This is a genomic window from Hahella sp. CR1 (assembly GCF_029813005.1).
Classification (GTDB): domain Bacteria; phylum Pseudomonadota; class Gammaproteobacteria; order Pseudomonadales; family Oleiphilaceae; genus Hahella.
On the sequence record NZ_JAPELK010000006.1, the window covers coordinates 386,951 to 403,400 of the forward strand.

16 protein-coding genes are annotated in these 16,450 nt (G+C 57.0%); 12 read left to right on the forward strand and 4 right to left on the reverse strand.

Going from position 1 to position 16,450, the window contains the following annotated elements; genetic code table 11:
* The first annotated feature begins 28 nt into the window (after positions 1-28).
* The 10 genes from xrtB (at position 29) to ONV78_RS17200 (ending at position 10,617) form a co-directional block, all read left to right on the forward strand.
* On the forward strand, positions 29-907 hold the full coding sequence (gene xrtB, locus ONV78_RS17155) for an exosortase B (protein WP_279504925.1): 879 nt from the start codon (positions 29-31) through the stop codon (positions 905-907).
* Positions 900-1,580, forward strand: a complete 681-nt coding sequence (gene epsI, locus ONV78_RS17160; RefSeq protein WP_279504926.1) for an exosortase-associated protein EpsI, B-type — start codon at positions 900-902, stop codon at positions 1,578-1,580. The genes xrtB and epsI overlap by 8 nt, the downstream gene beginning before the upstream one ends.
* Positions 1,581-1,649: 69 nt before the next feature.
* A complete protein-coding gene (locus tag ONV78_RS17165; RefSeq protein ID WP_279504927.1) occupies positions 1,650-3,155 on the forward strand; it encodes a hypothetical protein in 1,506 nt (501 codons plus the stop codon).
* On the forward strand, positions 3,152-4,753 hold the full coding sequence (locus tag ONV78_RS17170; protein ID WP_279504928.1) for a hypothetical protein: 1,602 nt from the start codon (positions 3,152-3,154) through the stop codon (positions 4,751-4,753). The genes ONV78_RS17165 and ONV78_RS17170 overlap by 4 nt, the downstream gene beginning before the upstream one ends.
* Positions 4,750-6,015, forward strand: coding sequence for a glycosyltransferase family 4 protein (locus ONV78_RS17175; RefSeq protein ID WP_279504929.1), 1,266 nt, complete (start codon positions 4,750-4,752; stop codon positions 6,013-6,015). Before ONV78_RS17170 ends, ONV78_RS17175 begins: the two co-directional genes overlap by 4 nt.
* 4 nt (positions 6,016-6,019) lie before the next feature.
* Entirely contained in the window at positions 6,020-7,093 is a 1,074-nt protein-coding gene (locus ONV78_RS17180; protein WP_279504931.1) for a polysaccharide pyruvyl transferase family protein, read from the forward strand.
* A complete protein-coding gene (locus ONV78_RS17185) occupies positions 7,090-8,199 on the forward strand; it encodes a glycosyltransferase family 4 protein (protein ID WP_279504932.1) in 1,110 nt (369 codons plus the stop codon). The genes ONV78_RS17180 and ONV78_RS17185 overlap by 4 nt, the downstream gene beginning before the upstream one ends.
* Positions 8,200-8,201: 2 nt before the next feature.
* Positions 8,202-8,645 (forward strand): UDP-N-acetylglucosamine--LPS N-acetylglucosamine transferase, encoded by a 444-nt coding sequence (locus ONV78_RS17190; protein WP_216740000.1) that lies wholly within the window; start codon positions 8,202-8,204, stop codon positions 8,643-8,645.
* Positions 8,642-9,124, forward strand: coding sequence for a glycosyltransferase (locus ONV78_RS17195; protein WP_279504938.1), 483 nt, complete (start codon positions 8,642-8,644; stop codon positions 9,122-9,124). The genes ONV78_RS17190 and ONV78_RS17195 overlap by 4 nt, the downstream gene beginning before the upstream one ends.
* A gap of 377 nt (positions 9,125-9,501) precedes the next feature.
* A complete protein-coding gene (locus tag ONV78_RS17200) occupies positions 9,502-10,617 on the forward strand; it encodes a hypothetical protein (protein WP_279504940.1) in 1,116 nt (371 codons plus the stop codon).
* A 183-nt stretch (positions 10,618-10,800) separates the two neighbouring features.
* Here the strand turns inward: ONV78_RS17200 and ONV78_RS17205 are convergent, their stop codons facing one another.
* Together ONV78_RS17205 and ONV78_RS17210 are read right to left on the reverse strand one after the other, a co-directional pair.
* Positions 10,801-12,333: a hypothetical protein gene (locus ONV78_RS17205; RefSeq protein ID WP_279504942.1), complete on the reverse strand. Its 1,533-nt coding sequence runs from the start codon at positions 12,331-12,333 to the stop codon at positions 10,801-10,803.
* A 72-nt stretch (positions 12,334-12,405) separates the two neighbouring features.
* Positions 12,406-13,794 (reverse strand): undecaprenyl-phosphate glucose phosphotransferase, encoded by a 1,389-nt coding sequence (locus tag ONV78_RS17210; protein WP_279504944.1) that lies wholly within the window; start codon positions 13,792-13,794, stop codon positions 12,406-12,408.
* 420 nt (positions 13,795-14,214) lie between these two features.
* On the opposite strand from ONV78_RS17210, the gene ONV78_RS17215 reads away from it, so the two are divergent.
* The gene (locus ONV78_RS17215) at positions 14,215-14,784 is read left to right on the forward strand and encodes a rhomboid family intramembrane serine protease (protein ID WP_279504946.1); all 570 of its coding nucleotides are present in this window, start codon (positions 14,215-14,217) and stop codon (positions 14,782-14,784) included.
* A gap of 73 nt (positions 14,785-14,857) precedes the next feature.
* On the opposite strand, the gene ONV78_RS17220 is transcribed toward ONV78_RS17215, so the two are convergent.
* Both ONV78_RS17220 and ONV78_RS17225 read right to left on the reverse strand, forming a co-directional pair.
* Entirely contained in the window at positions 14,858-15,436 is a 579-nt protein-coding gene (locus tag ONV78_RS17220) for an NAD(P)H-dependent oxidoreductase (protein ID WP_279504947.1), read from the reverse strand.
* Between the two features lie 73 nt (positions 15,437-15,509).
* Positions 15,510-15,869, reverse strand: a complete 360-nt coding sequence (locus ONV78_RS17225) for a MerR family transcriptional regulator (RefSeq protein WP_279504949.1) — start codon at positions 15,867-15,869, stop codon at positions 15,510-15,512.
* A gap of 157 nt (positions 15,870-16,026) precedes the next feature.
* On the opposite strand from ONV78_RS17225, the gene ONV78_RS17230 reads away from it, so the two are divergent.
* Positions 16,027-16,431, forward strand: a complete 405-nt coding sequence (locus ONV78_RS17230; protein WP_279504951.1) for a thioesterase family protein — start codon at positions 16,027-16,029, stop codon at positions 16,429-16,431.
* Positions 16,432-16,450: the final 19 nt, after the last annotated feature.

Below are 16,450 nucleotides of genomic sequence, written 5' to 3' on the forward strand. Positions count from 1 at the left end.
ACTCACGCGCGCGAAGCACTGAAACATCATGCAGCAGACGATCACCCGACCCCATATTCCGGCGATTAGCGAATGGTCGCCCGTACTATTAGGCGTTGTCGTGCTTTATCTGCCCACCTACTACGATCTGGCCGGTTCTTTGTGGGCGTCGGGTGAGCAGGGGCATGAGCCGATTATTCTCACTCTGGTGCTGTGGTTTTTCTGGAAAAAACGCCAGGACATTCACCGGCTTGAGTTCGCTCCCGCCTCCCTGGAAGGCGGCGTCGCCCTGGGCGGCGGCCTGATTTTATATGTGTTGGGGCGGTCGCAGGACATTTTGCTGTTCGAAGTGGGCTCGCAGATTCCAGTGGTTGCAGGACTGCTTCTGCTGCTGCGAGGTCGCGAAGCAGTGAAAATGATGTGGTTTCCGCTGCTGTTCATGATTTTTATGGCGCCCTTGCCGGGACCGCTGGTCAGCGCGCTGACGCTGCCCATGAAAACCGCGGTGTCCTGGTCCGTGGATCAGGTGCTTTACTGGGCGGGCTATCCGGTATCCCGATCAGGAGTGATTCTGCAGGTCGGCCAATACCGCCTGCTGATCGCCGACGCCTGCGCGGGATTGCATACCTTGTTTACGCTGGAGGCGATGGGGCTGTTCTATCTGCACATCGTGCGCCACGAATCGATCTGGCGTAACGTCGCCCTTGCCATCGCCATTGTTCCGATTTCATTTGTCGCCAATTTCATCAGGGTGCTGGCGCTGACCTTGATCACCTATCACTACGGCGATGAGGCGGGGCAGGGCTTTCTGCATGGATTCGCCGGCATCGTGCTGTTTGTCAGCGCGTTGTTGCTCATTATTGGCGTCGACTCGATTCTGCATCTGGCGCTGAAACCGGCGACAAGGAGGAGACAGGCCAATGCGTAATCACAAGACCAGTCTGATCGCCTGCGCGGCCATGGTGATTTCGGCGGTGTCGGCGTATGCCCTGACGCCGAGGGAAATGCTCTCGGATCACATCGCCAAAGTGAAGCTGGATGCAATGATTCCTGAAGTGTTCGGCGGGTGGCGCGAAGTCACGCACTCCACTAACCAAATCGTCGATCCGCAGACCCGGGAGACGATCAATCGCATTTATAACCAGACGCTGTCCCGTACCTACGTAGACGAATCGGGTTACCGAGTAATGGTTTCCATTGCATACGGCGAAGACCAGCGCGACGCCATTCAGATGCACTATCCGGAAGTCTGCTATCCGGCCCAGGGTTTCACTTTGGCGGACAAGACCTCCGGGCTGTTGCAGACCGATTATGGCCAGATTCGCATCACCCGTCTGTTGACGTCGCAGGGGCAGCGCCATGAACCGGTGACTTATTGGGCGACGGTGGGGGAGAAGGTGATCGCCAACAAGGTCGATAAAAAATTGAAGGAGGTCAGTTACGGCTTCCGTGGTTACATTCCGGATGGACTGCTATTTCGCGTGTCCTCCGTGGATAAAGATTCCCTGCGCGCGTTTCAGAAACAGCGGGAGCTGGTGGACGCGCTTTTAACGGAAATATCGCCAGCGTCGCGACAGCGTCTGGCGGGTTTGACTCAGTAAGGATTCACATAACAGGTTGACGCATTAAATAACCGGAAGGACTCTTACTTTTAATCGAAAGGATGTTCGATGATTTTCAGTCAGCAGTTGCAAGCCGGCGCAGGCAGCGCGTTGGTATTTTTTGAGCGATACGGGGTGGAGGCGCTGATCATTCTGGGGGCGCTGGGCGCCGCCGTTGTATTCGGCGTGGTCGCCTCCACCGGCAACCTGTTGCTGGCGGGTCTGGCGGCGGGCATGATCGTCGGCCTGCTGGCGTTCGCCAACGCCGCCATCACCCTGTGGTTGATCCTATTTTTGGGTCTGTTCGTAGCTGGCCTGGCGCCCATCTGGGCGGAAGGCCTGAGCAAGAAAGCAGTGTGGGGCATTTCCGTGCTGGGGCTTATTCTGTTCCTCAGCGCCGCCTCGCGCCGCCTGCTCAATCCCGGCAGCGCCGAAAAGCAGCCGCTGTTTATCTGGCTGGCGCTGGTGTTCGTCGGCTACGCCTTATTAAACGGTGCGGCGCAATCGACGCTCTTCGAACTCGCCAGCGGATTCAAACGCTACTTTCAGGTCATGGGCGTCTGTTTCGCACTGGCCTGGCTAAGTTTTTCCCGCGCGGACATGGATCGCTGGGTGCGGCTGTTCGCGGCGCTGGTGATCGTGCAATTGCCGTTCGCGCTCTATGAGCTGCTCAAGCTCGTGCCTGTCAGGGAAAGCCTGCAATACGCCTATCCCGGCATGATCCCCATCGACGTAGTAGCCGGCACTTTCGGCGCAACCCGCTACGCCGGCGGCGCCAACGCCGAAATGGCGAGCTTTCTGGTCATCGCTCTGGGCTTTCTGCTGGCCAGACGCAGCGAAAAGCTGATATCGCCGCGCCACTTTGCAGTCCTGGGGCTGTTCGCTCTGACGCCGCTGTTCCTCGGTGAAACCAAGGTCGTGGTGATTTTTCTGCCGGTGATGTTCGTCACCCTGTATGGCCGGGAGTTGTTGAGAAAGCCCCACCTGGCGGTGCTGGCGTTGATCGTCGGCGCGCTGCTGACACTGGGCGCCGCCTACGCCTATCTGCAACTGGTGAAGGCGCAGAGCCTGTCGGAAATGCTGTCCGACACCATGGCCTACAACATGGGTGACAAGGGCTACGGTGGCTACTATTTGAATCGCCTCACCGGGTTGCTGTTCTGGTTCCATCAGCAAGGCCTGCATGACCCCGTCTCTTTCTTCTTCGGCTGCGGCATCGGCTCCGCCCACGACGCCACCGGCGGAACCATTGCGCTGCGTTATCCGGGCTTCGGGGTCAGCCTCACGGCATTGTCTTCCTTGTTGTGGGAGCAGGGGCTGCTGGGCTCTCTGCTGTTCTACGGCGTATTAGTGTCGGCCTGGCTGACCGCCGGCAGGATGCGCGCCGCGAGATTTGGTCGCCGGATCATGGCGGACGCCGCCGGCATCCAGGCGGCGCTGAGTCTTTGCATGATCTATCCGGTTTATCGCAGCACCTTGCTGGAGGGTTTGCCCTTTCAGATTCTGTTCTGGGGCATGCTGGGGTATCTGGCGTGGCTTTACCGTGAATCCCGACGTACGGAGGAGGCGGCATGAGTCATCCTTATTCACGTCAGGCGCTGATTTCCGGCACGAAGAAGTTCCTGTCCGGCAAAGTTATCTCTGCCTTGTTGACCCTCGGCATTCTGTTGGTGACGGTGCGTTTGCTGCCGGTGACGGAATACGGCGCCTACGTCACTCTGCTGGCCATGACGGAAATTGGCCGTTCCCTGGCGCAACTGGGGCTGGCCTGGCTCACTGCGCGACAGCTTCCTGAATATCGCCTCAAGGCGGATGGTCCTCGTTTGATTGGGTTTTGCCGCCGCGTCGTGGCATGGCAAAGCGCGGCGCTAATTGCCTGCGCCTTGTTATTCGCAGGACTGATGGATGCTTATCTCAGTTGGGCGGGGCTGGAGGCGTTCCGACCCGCCGCACTGGTATTTCTGGGCGTCTTTCTGGTGGAAGGCGTTGGCCGTTTCCTGCGGGAGGCGGTGCTCGGGCCGCTGCTGTTGCAGGGCGGTATTCGCGCCAGCATGGTGGGGCGGCAGCTGCTTTATCTGGCTGGGTTGCTCGTACTGTGGCGGCTTTCCGGTTCCGGCCTTGCCCAACCAATACTAATACTTTTACCGTCGGCGCAAACCCTGGCGCAGCCTGGGATGGGTCTCTATGCGGTGGTGTTGATCGAACTGGCGGCGTCCGCATTTGGAACCGCCGTCGCGCTGGCGTGCCTGATCAAATTCTGTCGCTCGATGCGCGGATTACAGGGGGAGGCGGGCTGGACGGAGCCGTCCATTCGCCAGCAATGGTGGCTATCCCTGCACATGTATTTCGCGCACTTGCTGACCCTGCTGTACAGCCCACAGGCGCTGGTCAATCTGCTGCAGAAATACCTGGGGCCGGAGGCCTCCGCGGTGTTCGGCTTTCTGCGCACCTTGAATGACCAGATTGCGCGCTACCTGCCGGCGTCGCTGCTGTTCAGCCTGATCCGGCCGAAACTGGTGGCGGTCTACGTCAACGGCGGCGGCGCCCCTGAGCTGAGTCGCCTGACCAATTCCGCCGGCAAAGTCAGTCTGGTGATACTGCTGCCGTTGGTGTCCGTGGCGGCGGTATTCGGCGACGAACTTATTCAGCTTATTTCCGGCGGCAAATTCAGCGACTCCGGCTACCTGTTCTTCGGATTCCTGTTGTGCCTGATCCCATACAGCCAGCGGCTTTTACTGGAAACCGCCGCCGTGACGATGGATCAGGCCAACCTGTGTAAATGGGGCGCAGCCCTGGGCTTGATCACGTTGCCCAGCCTGTGGGCGCTGTTGCACCTGGGCATCGGCGTGTGGGCGGCGGTGATCGCCATCGGGCTGGGACATGTGCTGTTTAACAGCTTCATCATCGCGGGCCTCAAGCAGCGGTGCGACTACGCCTTCGACTGGCTCAATCAGACCAAACTCATTCTGGCCATGGCGGTGGCGATCATTCCCGGCGCGATCAGCCCGGACGTTTCGGTCGCGGCGCTCGGCGCCGGCCTTATTCCATTGCTGGGTTATTCACTGCTGATCGTTGGCGCTTTCGTGGTGTCAGTGTGGTTGCTCCGGCCTTTCACCGTAGAGGAGACAGGATTGTTGAAATCGCTAGTTAAGAGAGGCGCGCGCACGGCATGAGAACGATGAGACTGCTTTATCTGACGCCTGGGTTGTTCCCCGCCCGACGAGTGGATGTGGGCCTGCTTTTTGGCGACGGTTTACCCCGCCATGGCGTGTATTCCGACATTGTCGCGTTTCGCAAACCCGGCGCGCAGGAACAGGAGGAGGCCTGGGGCGGCGGCGAGGCGATTCTGGCGGTCCCGCCGCGCCGACTCAAACATCTCGCCGTATTCATGCATATGTTCAAGGCGCTGGCGCAGTCCCGACGCGACCGGCATGACGGCGTACAGGTGCGGGATATGCCCTTTATCGCGTTAATGGCGCTGATATTCGCCCGTCTCAAAGGCATGCCGTTCCTGTACTGGTGCTCTTATCCCTATCCGGAAGGCCAGATAGACCGCGCCCGCCGGGCCACCGGTTTGAAGAAGCTCGCTTCGCTGCCTTTGCTGTTGCGCGGACTGCTGGGACGCTTTGTTCTGTATCGGCTCGTGCTGAGTCGGGCGGATCATATCTTTGTGCAGTCGGAACGAATGAAACGGGACATGGCGGACCGTGGCGCGCCCGCCGAGCGCATGACCTCGGTTCCCATGGGTGTGGATCTGGAGCGCATGCAGGCTTCCGTAACGGCTTTTGATGCGGACGCCACAGACGATGTCAGCGTCGATAAGCGCATGCGGGGCCGACGCGCGCTGATTTATCTGGGCAGCCTGGATTACGTGCGCAATATCGAAACCCTGTTTGAAATGGCGTCGCTGTTGCGCTGGCGCCTTCCCAATATTGTGCTGCTGATCGTCGGCGACACCCATGATCAACAGCACAAGGCGTGGCTGCAGGAGCGGGCGCGCCAGTTGGGCGTCGACGATATTCTGATCTGGACCGGCTGGCTGCCGATTCAGGAAGCCTGGCGCTACATTCGCCAGGCGGAAGTGGGCTTGTCGCCCATTCCCCGGGGCGAGCTGCTTGACTGCTCCTCGCCGACCAAACTGATCGAATACATGGCGCTGGGCGTGCCCGTCGTCTGTAACGACAACCCGGACCAGCAAATGGTGATCGAGCAATCCGGCGCCGGACTTTGCGTTCCCTATACTGCGGAAGACTTTGCGAACGCGGCGGAAACGCTGCTCAAGGAAGCGCCGGAAACGCGCCGGCAAAGAATGGAGAACGCCATTCGCTACCTAAGAACCCACAGGGACTATCCAGTCATTGCAAGGAAATTGGCTGGAACCTACTTCACCATCCATGAGAAAGCCTGTCACGAGGCTCTGAAGCAAGGAAGTTGAAATCATGACCCCGATTTTTTTACCTCTTATCGGTCAATACCAGAACATCGGCGACATCATCCTGAGACGCCCGTTAGCCAAGTGGCTGCAGGGCGATTCGCGATTGCATGTGTTTACCGGCGACGCTCCCGCCGGCTATACCGAGGCGCTGCAGTTGCGCCCGGACGATCACGTCTATACTTCGTTTCTGTCCTGGTATCGCGCCGGTATGGAAGCCAGTCGGCGCCAGAAAAGCATCTATCTGTTCAAGCCCGGAGAAATTCAGTTGAGTCTGAAAGGCATGAAGGAGCACCTTGGCGTGCTGCCTATGGCGAAACGCTTCAAGGCGCGCGGCGGCAGCGTCGCGCGTCTGGGCTCTGGCGTGCGTAATTTCTCCAGCTTCTATCGCCGCCTGATAACGCCTTCGCTGAAAGTCTCCGATCTCACTTACTGGCGCGATCAGGGCTCTTTCCAATACCTGGGACACGGCGGCGTGATGCCGGATCTGGCATTTGCGGAGGGCGGCGAACTCAGCCGGATTTCCTCCATGGAGAACCGTCGCTATCTGATTGTGTCCATGCGCGGCGACCGGCCGGCGCCCAACGACGCCTGGCGGAAGGCCGTCCGCGAATTTGCGCAGAAACACCACCTGGAAATCATGGCGGTGACTCAGGTGCTGATGGACTCCGCGCGCTCCCGCGAGCTGGCCGGCAGCCTGGGCGGACAGGTTCTGGACTGGGACGGCCATGACCATATGCAGCAGGAGCAGCGTTTGCGGGATGTCTATCGGCGCGCGGCGCTGGTAGTCAGCGACCGCCTCCACGTGCTCATCGCCGCCTATACGGAAGGCGCCGCGCCGGCGGGTCTGACCACGGATAATTCCAGCAAGGTGGACCGGCACTTTGAGGCCATTGGACTGAAAGGCGTGGGGCAAAGCGCCGCGACCTGGTCTGCGGAGCGCATCGGCCAGTTTCTGGAGGATACGCTGCGACAGCGGGAAAGTTATCTGAATACGCTGGGGCAGGCCAGGGCGTCCCTGGACGGAATCCGCAAAGAGCTGGTGTCTTTCGTGGAGGCGGTGCGGAGGCGTGAAGCATGAGCGTAAACAAGTCGACGCCCGTGGTATGGCACGTAGGGCGACATGGCGAGGTGGCGGGCGGTATGACCCAGGTGATCAACGCCTACCTGAACTGGCCGTTTGAAAACCTCAAAGTCGAAGTGATTCCGTCTCGGGACGGCTCCAAAGGCGTCAAAGCGCTGGGACTGTATTTCAGCGCCATGTGGAGAATTCTGCGCCTGCGTGGACGCAGAACCAAGGACGCCATAGTGGTGCATTTGTCCCAGGACGGTTCTTTCGTACGTGAGGGCAGTTTGCTCACCCTGGCGCAACTGCTGGGCTTTGGGGTGGTCGCGCAGTTACACGGCAGTCGTTTCGCCGAGTTCAGTCGGCGTTATCCGAAACTAGTGCGTTTTGTCCTTTCGCGGGCGAATTATGTTCATGTTCTGAGTGAAGAGACTCGCGCTATCGTGGCCCAAACCCTGGCGCCGGAGCGCATTGTGTATATCCCCAATGCGGTGGCCACCGGCAGGCCGGGCGACAAGGAGAAGCTGGCGGTGTTCGGCGGCGGCGTCACCTATCGCAAAGGCGTAGATGTGCTGGCGCAGGCCTGGGAAGAGTTGCAGGCTGAGGGCGATGTCGATCCGACGCTTAACGTCGGCGCCTGGAAGCTGGTTATCGCCGGGCCGATCATTGATGCGGGCGTGGTTCCCGAGACGCTGCGCAACGCTGAATTCGTGGGGGGCCTGTCCCATCAGGCGCTCATGGATCTGCTGGACCGCGCCGCCATTGCAGTGCTGCCTTCCAGAGACGAGGCGATGCCGATGTTTATTCTGGAGGCGCTGGCGCGGCATTGTTGTGTGATCTCGACGCCGGTGGGCGGCATCGCCAATGTATTGAGCGATGGCCGAGGCCTGCTGGCGCCGGCGGGGGATATTCAGGAATTGCGCCGGGCTTTGCGCTACGCGATCAGCGATGATGACGCGCGCGCGGAACTGGCGGCAAGGGGACACGCCAGCTTTGCGGATACTTTTTCCGCAAAGGTGGTGTACCCCAAACTGGCGACGCTGTGGTTGAGCATCGTCAACCGGCCCAGGGCCGGAAATCTGTCTCAAAAAAGGAACTTTCAGGGAATGACAGGAGAATAAAAATGAAAAAAATACTTTTAGTCGCCTCAGGTGGGGGACACTGGGTGCAACTACAAAGACTGCGCGGCGCGTTTGAGGACCACAAACTGTTATGGATGACCACCGTAAAGGACTACAGTTCTCCTCACAACGAGCCCTGTTTTATCGTGCAGGACGCCAACATGTGGAACAAACTGGCGCTGCTGAAAATGTTCCTGCAGGTGGCGTGGGTCATGCTCAAGACCCGACCGGATATTGTCGTCACCACCGGCGCGGCGCCCGGGTTCGCCGCTATTCTGTATGGTCGACTCTTAGGAGCGCGCACGATCTGGATAGACAGTATCGCCAACGGCGAGGCTCTGTCCCAGTCCGGCGCCAAAGTCGGCAGATGGGCGCATGTCTGGCTGACCCAATGGGAGCATCTGAGCAAGCCCAGCGGGCCACATTACTGGGGGGCCGTGCTGTGATTTTCGCAACCGTAGGCACTCAACTTGCGTTTGATCGCATGATCAGCGCACTGGACGACTGGGCGGGGCGCAATCAGGACGTAGTGGTCTATGCGCAGACCGGACCGGCGGAATACATGCCGCAACACATGGGATTTGCGGACTTTCTCGCCCCAGGCAAGGTGACCGACTACATGCGCGAGGCGGAGCTGATCGTCTCGCACGCGGGCATGGGCTCCATCATTACCGCCATGTATTTGCGCAAGCCGGTGATCATCATGCCGCGCAAAGCGTCTCTGGGCGAACACCGCAATGAGCATCAAATGGCCACCGCGAAATGGCTGGCCAACCGCAAGGGCATCATTGTGGCCTGGGAGGCGTCGGATTTGCCGCGCCTTCTGGACCGGCGCGCGCAGCTGGAATCCGGCCCTGCGATCTCCGAAGTGGCGGATGGCGCTTTGGTTAAAAAGCTGTCACGTTACATTCAGTCCCTGCAATGACGACTACTATTAATAAGGTCAGACTAACTAACAGGAGTCATTCCGCTAGGAGAAACCTACAGCCACCTCAACATAATCCGCCCGCCGGCGCGACGCAGCGCCGGACATCGAGCAGCCGCGTAAGCGTGTTCCGGCGAGCGCCGTTTAGAGCATCAGTTGTCCGCCGCGAAGTGGCTGGCCAACCGGAAAAGCATTATCGGGCCTGAACGACTTCGACTTATCCAAGCATTGGTGGAGGTCCCCGTCATTGCAATCGGGCCCTTTTCTATCCGTGGTCGCGGATGAACCTTTGGTTAATACACTGCCAAGCCGTACTCGGTCGCTGCGGAGCAGCGCCATTTTTTTAGTCAGTCTAACCAATAGGAGTCAGAGTGCTTATGGACAGGCCGACAGCCAACTCGACCAATTCGCCCGACGTTGCCAAACGACGGGCGCTTCTACTTACCGCTCTGGGGTGTTTACTTCCGCCCCTTGATTCGGTCCAGGCGGAAACGCCGCAACTGGACTGGTTTTGGTCATGTAACGACGGAAATCGGGTCGTTTTCAGCTCGGACTTCAACGAAGGCTTATATTTTCAGGACATCCAGCCGGGCAAAACCGCAGAGCCCAAACTAGGCACCAATCAGTTTTCCTGCGTACGCAATTGGACCAATGAACAGAAAACCACCATGGGATTTGGCGGCGCGTTCATCAACTATGAAGGCGGCGACCTCACCGAACGCTGGGCGCAAGTGCAGCCAGCGCTGGATAACCCCAATAACAAGGTGCTCGCTTTCGCGTTGAAAAAACCCAACGTCAATAACGAGAAAGGCAGAGTGCAGTTAGACGTCACTGGCAAGACCGGCTTTAAAGAGTTAAAGCTGAAGGTGCGCATGTATCTGAGCAACAGCTTCAGCATGCTGCGGACCTACCCGAAAACCATTGACTGGCTGTCCCTGTCCTCCTGGTGGAACAATCCTCATTGGGATGGCAATCCTTATCCGTTTGTGGTCAGTGTGAATATCAACAAACCCAGCATAAAGGAGGGGCAGAATCAGCTACGTTTCGCCATACGGGCGCGCACGTTCAATCAGACCACACAGAAGTGGGACGACGCGCTATGGCGTGAAGTCAACCAGACTTTTGAAGTCCCCGTGGGACAGTGGATATCTCTTGAGTACACCTTTATTGAGGGGGATGCGGAGACTGGACGTTTCCAGATGACCGCGGCGCTGGACAATCAGGCGCCCCAGACTATTTTCGACATTCACAATTACACCCGCCATCCTCTCGATCCCTCTCCGGATGGCATCAGTATTATCAGCCCCATGAAACTCTATACTTCTGCGGAGTTGATTGATTACGTCACCGCCAACGGTGGGCTGCTGACGATTCAGTGGGATGATATGAAGATGATCGGCTGCAACTCGCTTGCGGATTGTGAGCCCGATCCGTCCATTCCGGAAAAAGTCAGGATGGCGATTCCCAAAAGACCCAGTCTGGAGTTGGATTAGCGGAAGGATTCAATAGCGGTTCGCCGAGCCTGTCTCGGCAGACTCGGCGAACCCATTCAGTAACGTCTTTATTATCTTCTTTATTGCTTCGCTTCTCTCACTTCACTTTGCTTGCTTTACTTTTTTCTTACTTTACAAAATTTGCCTGCGTCATCTACGTCTGGACTGCAGCTGCGGACAAACTCACTCCCATTGCACCTTGGGCAGTTCTTCCTTGTAGTTATCAAAGCGATTGCTGAGGGAAAGTTTGTCGGTCGTCCGTGACGCCACGTGCAGGCAGCGATTCAGCATGGCGGGCCAGAGTGGGCGATATAAATCGAGGGTGGCCACGTCGCTCAGGCCTTTCGGCAGTGTTTTCCATAGGGGCGAGAGCAGGGAAAAGCTGTTGAACTTGCGCACGTCCAGAGACATGAAGGTGCGGAAGACGTCGAAGAAGACGAAAGGCTGCACCGGTGTGAAGAACTGACTCGCCATTACACAGCCTCCATGGGTGATCCAGCGCCCGCTGCGCCCGTACAGCGCTTCATACAGGAATATTTTCTTCCAGCCGTCGCAGTTGAAACGCGCCGTGGCGGCATGGAAGTTGTTCAACAACAATTCTTTGCCGGCGGCGTCTAACTGACGGTAGCGATAACGGATCAGGTCTTCCGGTGTGATGAAACGGAACATCAGGGAAGGGAAGATACGGAACAACGTCCCCCAGGTGGACTCGATGTTAAAGTAATACCCCCTTTGCAAGGTGCCCCCCAGATAGCCGTCGACGAACAGGTTGCCGTCGCCCCATGCTTCATAGAAGTGACGGTACACCACCAGCAGCTCGGAGAGCGGGCGCGACACCAACCCTTTGAACATTTTCTCGCCCAGTTGTTGCGAAAGTTTAGGATAACTGAGATCGAGCAGAGAAAACTCACGGTAGTCATCGAAGAAGCCGGCGAACTTACGGGCGACGGGGCGGTCGCCGGTATTGGCCGGTCCGTAGGTGTACCCGTAATGAGTCTTGCCGAGAGACAGCAAATACCGGGAGTCCAGTCCGCCGCTCAAAGGCAGAATCTTTTTGCGGTCGCCAAAGATCCCCATGCCTTTGCGCATCTTTTCATTGACGTTGTGCAGGTCGCCGGAGCCGTTCAGGTAATCGAAATAGAACGACGTGCGGTCACGGGACATAATCGCGCCCACTTCCAGTCGCTCGACGCCTTTGAACAGGGTATAGCCGCCAAACAGGTGTCGCTTGATATTCAGGATGTTTTGCAGCACCGGGTCCACGTCCTTGTCGTCCGCGATATAGCAAGGCGCAGGCGCGACACGCAGCGTTTCGGACTGCACATCCTGAAAGTGCGGAACCAGCGCGAAGGGATCGGTCACCAGATAGTATTCGCCGCCGGTTTCGATATAGAACAGGTAACTGCCGGCTTCGATCAGGGAGCACACCGCGGTGCGTTCCTCTTCCGTCTCCGCTCGGAAGAAGGCGCGGGCGAACTCGCTGATATTGCCTAAACGTCCGTTGAAGACGAAGTGTCCGCAGCCCACCGCCAGCGAGCGCGACGCTTCATCGGCGTAGGCGACGCCCTCTGGCCAGTTGGCGCGATGCACATCCACTAAAATGTGGGCGCCAAGTGGGGAGTCGAACTCATGTATGTCCGAGGGAGCGCCGATCGAAGAAGAAAATAACTCTACCTCGGCTTTCGCGTTGGTAACGTTAATGTACAGGCCTTTCATTGCAAATATCTCTCAAATAAGTGGGAGGTCATATCCATTGCGCGGCGCCCGGATGATGTTCCAGGTCCGGTTTCAGTATGCATATTCGTCCTTGTAGACCATGCCAACAGTCATCAGGATGATTTTCAGGTCCAACGCCAGCGACCAGTTGCGCAGGTAGTCGAGATCGAATTCGATCCGCGCCTGCATGCGCTCCAGGGTTTGTGTTTCGCCCCGCAAACCGTTGACCTGAGCCCAACCGGTGATGCCCGGCCGAACTTTGTGGCGAACCATGTAGCCTTTGATGAGCTTGCGATATTGCTCGTTGTGCGCCACCGCATGAGGACGGGGACCGACAATGCTCATCCTGCCTTGCAGCACATTGATGAATTGCGGCAGTTCATCCAATGAGGTTTTGCGCAGGAAACCACCGATAGGCGTGAGCCGCTTATCGCCGTTTTGCGCTTGTTTGATGACATCGCCGTCTTCACAGACGGTCATGGAGCGGAATTTGTAGACGATGATTTCCTCGCCATCCAAACCGTAACGACGCTGCTTGAAAATAACGGGGCCAGGCGAACTGACTTTCACCATCACCGCGATCACCGCCAACACCGGCGCGATCATCACCAGAATCAACGCGGAAAGCACAATATCGCTCCAACGCTTGATCAAGCCATTGACGCCCCGGAACGGCGTATCGCAGACAGAGACGACCGGCATGCCGGTAACCTGGTAGACGTTGCCCTGGATCAGCTTGGTCACGAACATATCGGGAATAAACGATATCGATGCGGTGGTGTCGCCCAGGCTATCGAGAATCGCCAGAATGCGAGGCTGCGTTGTCATGGGCAGCGACAGATAAATACTGTTTATGCGCTGCTCCTTGCAGTAGTCGTATAGCTCAGAAAAGTCCCCCAACACCGGCCAGTCGGCGCCTTTGGGCAGTCGGTCCGCCGTTCGGTCATCGAAAAAGCCCAGAATTTCGACGTTGTAATAGGGGCTGCGGGACAGGCGCTTGGCCAGTTCCAGCCCCTGTTCATTCATGCCCACGATGACCACTTTCTGTCGATCGCCGCGCAGTTGCAGCAATACCGTGAAGTAGCGGAACGCGAGGTGCGCGCTGACTTGTAAAGCGGGGCCGATCCACAGCCAGTGAAGAATGGTGGACAGTGAGAACAAGTCGATCGATCGCGTGGCGTAGCCTAAAGACAGAATCAAAAAGGCGATGACGAACCAGCTCAACAGTATGTCGACGAGACAACGGCTCAGGGGTTGGTGCAGTCGCGACTGCCCGGGGAAGGCGACGCAGAATGCAAATAGCGCGGAGATCATCGAGGGCGCTTCAATGGCGTCTTCGAATAAATAACTCACCAGCAATATGCTGATGAACAGGGCGAGGGGGTCTAACAGCGCCTCGCAAAACTGATGCAGATTTTTACGGCCAAAGCCGATCTTCATTGATCGTTGCAGGTTGTCCATGTGTACCTCTAATCCTTGTGTACATCTAATCCTTTACTTCCTTGGTTCTTTGTCCTATCGAAAGAGCGTGAGTCTCCTCTAGGGTCCGGAGGTGGGAGGGCTGGGAACAAATGTTCGCGGGCCCCAAAAAGGCGGCGTCAGGCGTCGCAGTGAAAGTCTGTGTCTGTTCATCGTGTTAACGTGCGTCTGCGCCCGGGGTATGATAGTTTCCATTTATACCGAGCCAATATGTCCTTTTAATTTCAACAAGTTAAAAACTTTCGCAGGGAATCCAGCGCGTCCATGCCTTCTTTCTATGAACAGCTAAAAGAAAGAGTCGCCGTTACTTACACTTCAATGATAATCATTCTCGGGATTATACTCGTTTTTGTCTTTACATGGTTAAAAAACGGTGAATTTTGGCATGTATCGAGTCATGCCATGTTGCAGTGGGGCGCCAACGTCAGCCCGGCGACGCAGAACGGACAATGGTGGCGACTGGGTACGGCGGTTTTTCTCCACTTCGGCATTATCCACCTGACGCTGAACGTCTGGGCGCTGTGGGATGGGGGACAGTGGGTGGAGCGCATGTACGGGCATACGCGATTTTTACTCATCTTTATAACGTCCGGGCTTGTCGGCAATCTATTTTCCCTCACTTTCCATGGTGTCAGTGTCGTCTCCGCAGGCGCTTCGGGAGGCATATTCGGCGTGTACGGGGCGTTACTCAGTTACCTCTGGCTGAATAGAACCCGCGTGCCTTTGATTGAGTTCCGCTGGATCTTTTTCGGCGCCGCCATTTTCTCCCTGCTCACCATCCTCTTTGGTTTTCTGGTGGACGGCATCGACAACGCCGCTCACGGAGGAGGGCTCATTACTGGCCTGGTTCTGGGAGCGCTGCTGATTCCCCGCGACGCGCGCCAACTTTCTCCGCTCAGTCTAGCATGCGTCACAATAATGGCTAGCGCGGCCATTATTGCATTGTGGGTATCTCTGCCTGAGCCCGCTTAGCGGCAATAAGGGCCCTGAGTTATTACGTATAAACAAACGCCCAACTATTAATTACTAATTACCGAGTAACGTTTTAATCTCCATTCATCGCCAGTGACGCCGTTTGCTGTAGCCAGCGCTGGCGCAGGGTCTGCGTTGATTTGATCACCGGCCCAAACGCGCTGATTTTGACGGGTTTGACGCCGCAGAATTCCAACACGGTTTTCTTCATCATCTTATGACTGGGTGCGCCATAAACCAGTTTGTAATACCAGGGCGGCGTATCCATCGTGACCAGCAGGCGTGCGGTTTTGCCCGCCAGCAGTGGCTGCGGAAAGGAGGCCCCTTTTTCAAATCGGAATGCAAAACCTGGCAACAGAGTGCGATCCAGTGCGCCCTTCATCAGGGCGGGAACGCCACCCCACCAGACGGGATACGCCATCACTAGATGATCCGCCTCCTGGATCTGCGCCTGCAAGCGTATTAAATCCGGCTCTAAGGGGGTAATAACGTCATAACCGGAAGCCAGATTCGGGTCGAAAGTTAACTCACCCAGATTCACCCTGCTAACCGAAAACCCTGCTTCTTCTGCGACGCTTGCGTACTGCTGAGACAGCGCGCCAGTGAGTCCGCCGTTTTTAGGACTGCCGTTGAGCACCAGTATTTTCTTCATCTACTACCTCCAAACACTTAATCAGATATCCGTTTGATGGCGCAGATGCTAAACCCTGTCCTTAGGGGCAGAGTCAACAACGACAGGATGAGTTTTGCAGATCTTCCTGAAGCTGCCTGAGGCGCTTGTCCAGACTTTGCATCGCCTGCATTTCTTCGTGTAGCGTTTGCCGTTTCATCTTGACCATGGCTATCGCCGCATCGAAGGGAAAGCCGTCGGATACATTGACGTCCTCAACCAGTTTTTTGAGTTCGGACAATTTGAATCCAAGCGACTGGGCCTGCTTGATCAGCGTGACCGCTTCCACGTCATCGTCAGAGTAAACGCGGTATTTCTCTCTGCGCTGGGGCTCAGGCAACAGACCCAACGTTTCATAGTGGCGAATGGCCTTCGGCGTGGTTCCTGTCAATTTCGCCAACTTGCCGATATACATGTGCAGCGGTCTCCTGAAATCTACGTGATAGCGAGTATTCTATGCTTGTTCGGCATAGAGATGAGGCTGAAAGTTCAGGATTTCGAGTAGGGGTCGCGTGACCAAGGTTGGCGCGGCGAAAAATTAACGGAAAAGAAGTGATTAACGAGTGAACGCCATGAGTTTTACGACAAAGCGGACAATCCTGTTTGGAGACTGTGACCCAGCCGGGATTGTCTATACGCCCTGTATCTCGTATTTCGTGATAGAGGCGGTGCACGAATTCCTGACCCATAAACTTGGCGCGCCGGGAATCCGTGAGATATTGGACATGGGCATTCTGCCGCCGGCGCGGGCGCTTTCCATTGAGTTTCTTGCGCCCATGGCCTGGGACGATGTCATCGACATTAGCGTTAGATGCAAAGAACTGACCACGACCTCATTCAGCTTTCTGGTTGAAGCCCGCAACCATGCCGATGAATTCAGCTTTCGCGCGACTTTAACCCAGGTCGCCATATCTCCCGAAAGCAAAAGACCTGTGCCGCTTCCGCAACGTCTACGGGAAGCCTTGAGCGCGACTTAGGTTCAGCGCGTAAATTCTG

Coding starts and splice junctions, on each gene's coding strand:
- xrtB (WP_279504925.1), top strand. CDS start 29: ATGCAGCAGACGATCACCCGACCCCATATTCCGGCGATTAGCGAATGG.
- epsI (WP_279504926.1), top strand. CDS start 900: ATGCGTAATCACAAGACCAGTCTGATCGCCTGCGCGGCCATGGTGATT.
- ONV78_RS17165 (WP_279504927.1), top strand. CDS start 1,650: ATGATTTTCAGTCAGCAGTTGCAAGCCGGCGCAGGCAGCGCGTTGGTA.
- ONV78_RS17170 (WP_279504928.1), top strand. CDS start 3,152: ATGAGTCATCCTTATTCACGTCAGGCGCTGATTTCCGGCACGAAGAAG.
- ONV78_RS17175 (WP_279504929.1), top strand. CDS start 4,750: ATGAGAACGATGAGACTGCTTTATCTGACGCCTGGGTTGTTCCCCGCC.
- ONV78_RS17180 (WP_279504931.1), top strand. CDS start 6,020: ATGACCCCGATTTTTTTACCTCTTATCGGTCAATACCAGAACATCGGC.
- ONV78_RS17185 (WP_279504932.1), top strand. CDS start 7,090: ATGAGCGTAAACAAGTCGACGCCCGTGGTATGGCACGTAGGGCGACAT.
- ONV78_RS17190 (WP_216740000.1), top strand. CDS start 8,202: ATGAAAAAAATACTTTTAGTCGCCTCAGGTGGGGGACACTGGGTGCAA.
- ONV78_RS17200 (WP_279504940.1), top strand. CDS start 9,502: ATGGACAGGCCGACAGCCAACTCGACCAATTCGCCCGACGTTGCCAAA.
- ONV78_RS17205 (WP_279504942.1), bottom strand. CDS start 12,333: ATGAAAGGCCTGTACATTAACGTTACCAACGCGAAAGCCGAGGTAGAG.
- ONV78_RS17210 (WP_279504944.1), bottom strand. CDS start 13,794: ATGGACAACCTGCAACGATCAATGAAGATCGGCTTTGGCCGTAAAAAT.
- ONV78_RS17215 (WP_279504946.1), top strand. CDS start 14,215: ATGTTGCAGTGGGGCGCCAACGTCAGCCCGGCGACGCAGAACGGACAA.
- ONV78_RS17220 (WP_279504947.1), bottom strand. CDS start 15,436: ATGAAGAAAATACTGGTGCTCAACGGCAGTCCTAAAAACGGCGGACTC.
- ONV78_RS17225 (WP_279504949.1), bottom strand. CDS start 15,869: ATGTATATCGGCAAGTTGGCGAAATTGACAGGAACCACGCCGAAGGCC.
- ONV78_RS17230 (WP_279504951.1), top strand. CDS start 16,027: ATGAGTTTTACGACAAAGCGGACAATCCTGTTTGGAGACTGTGACCCA.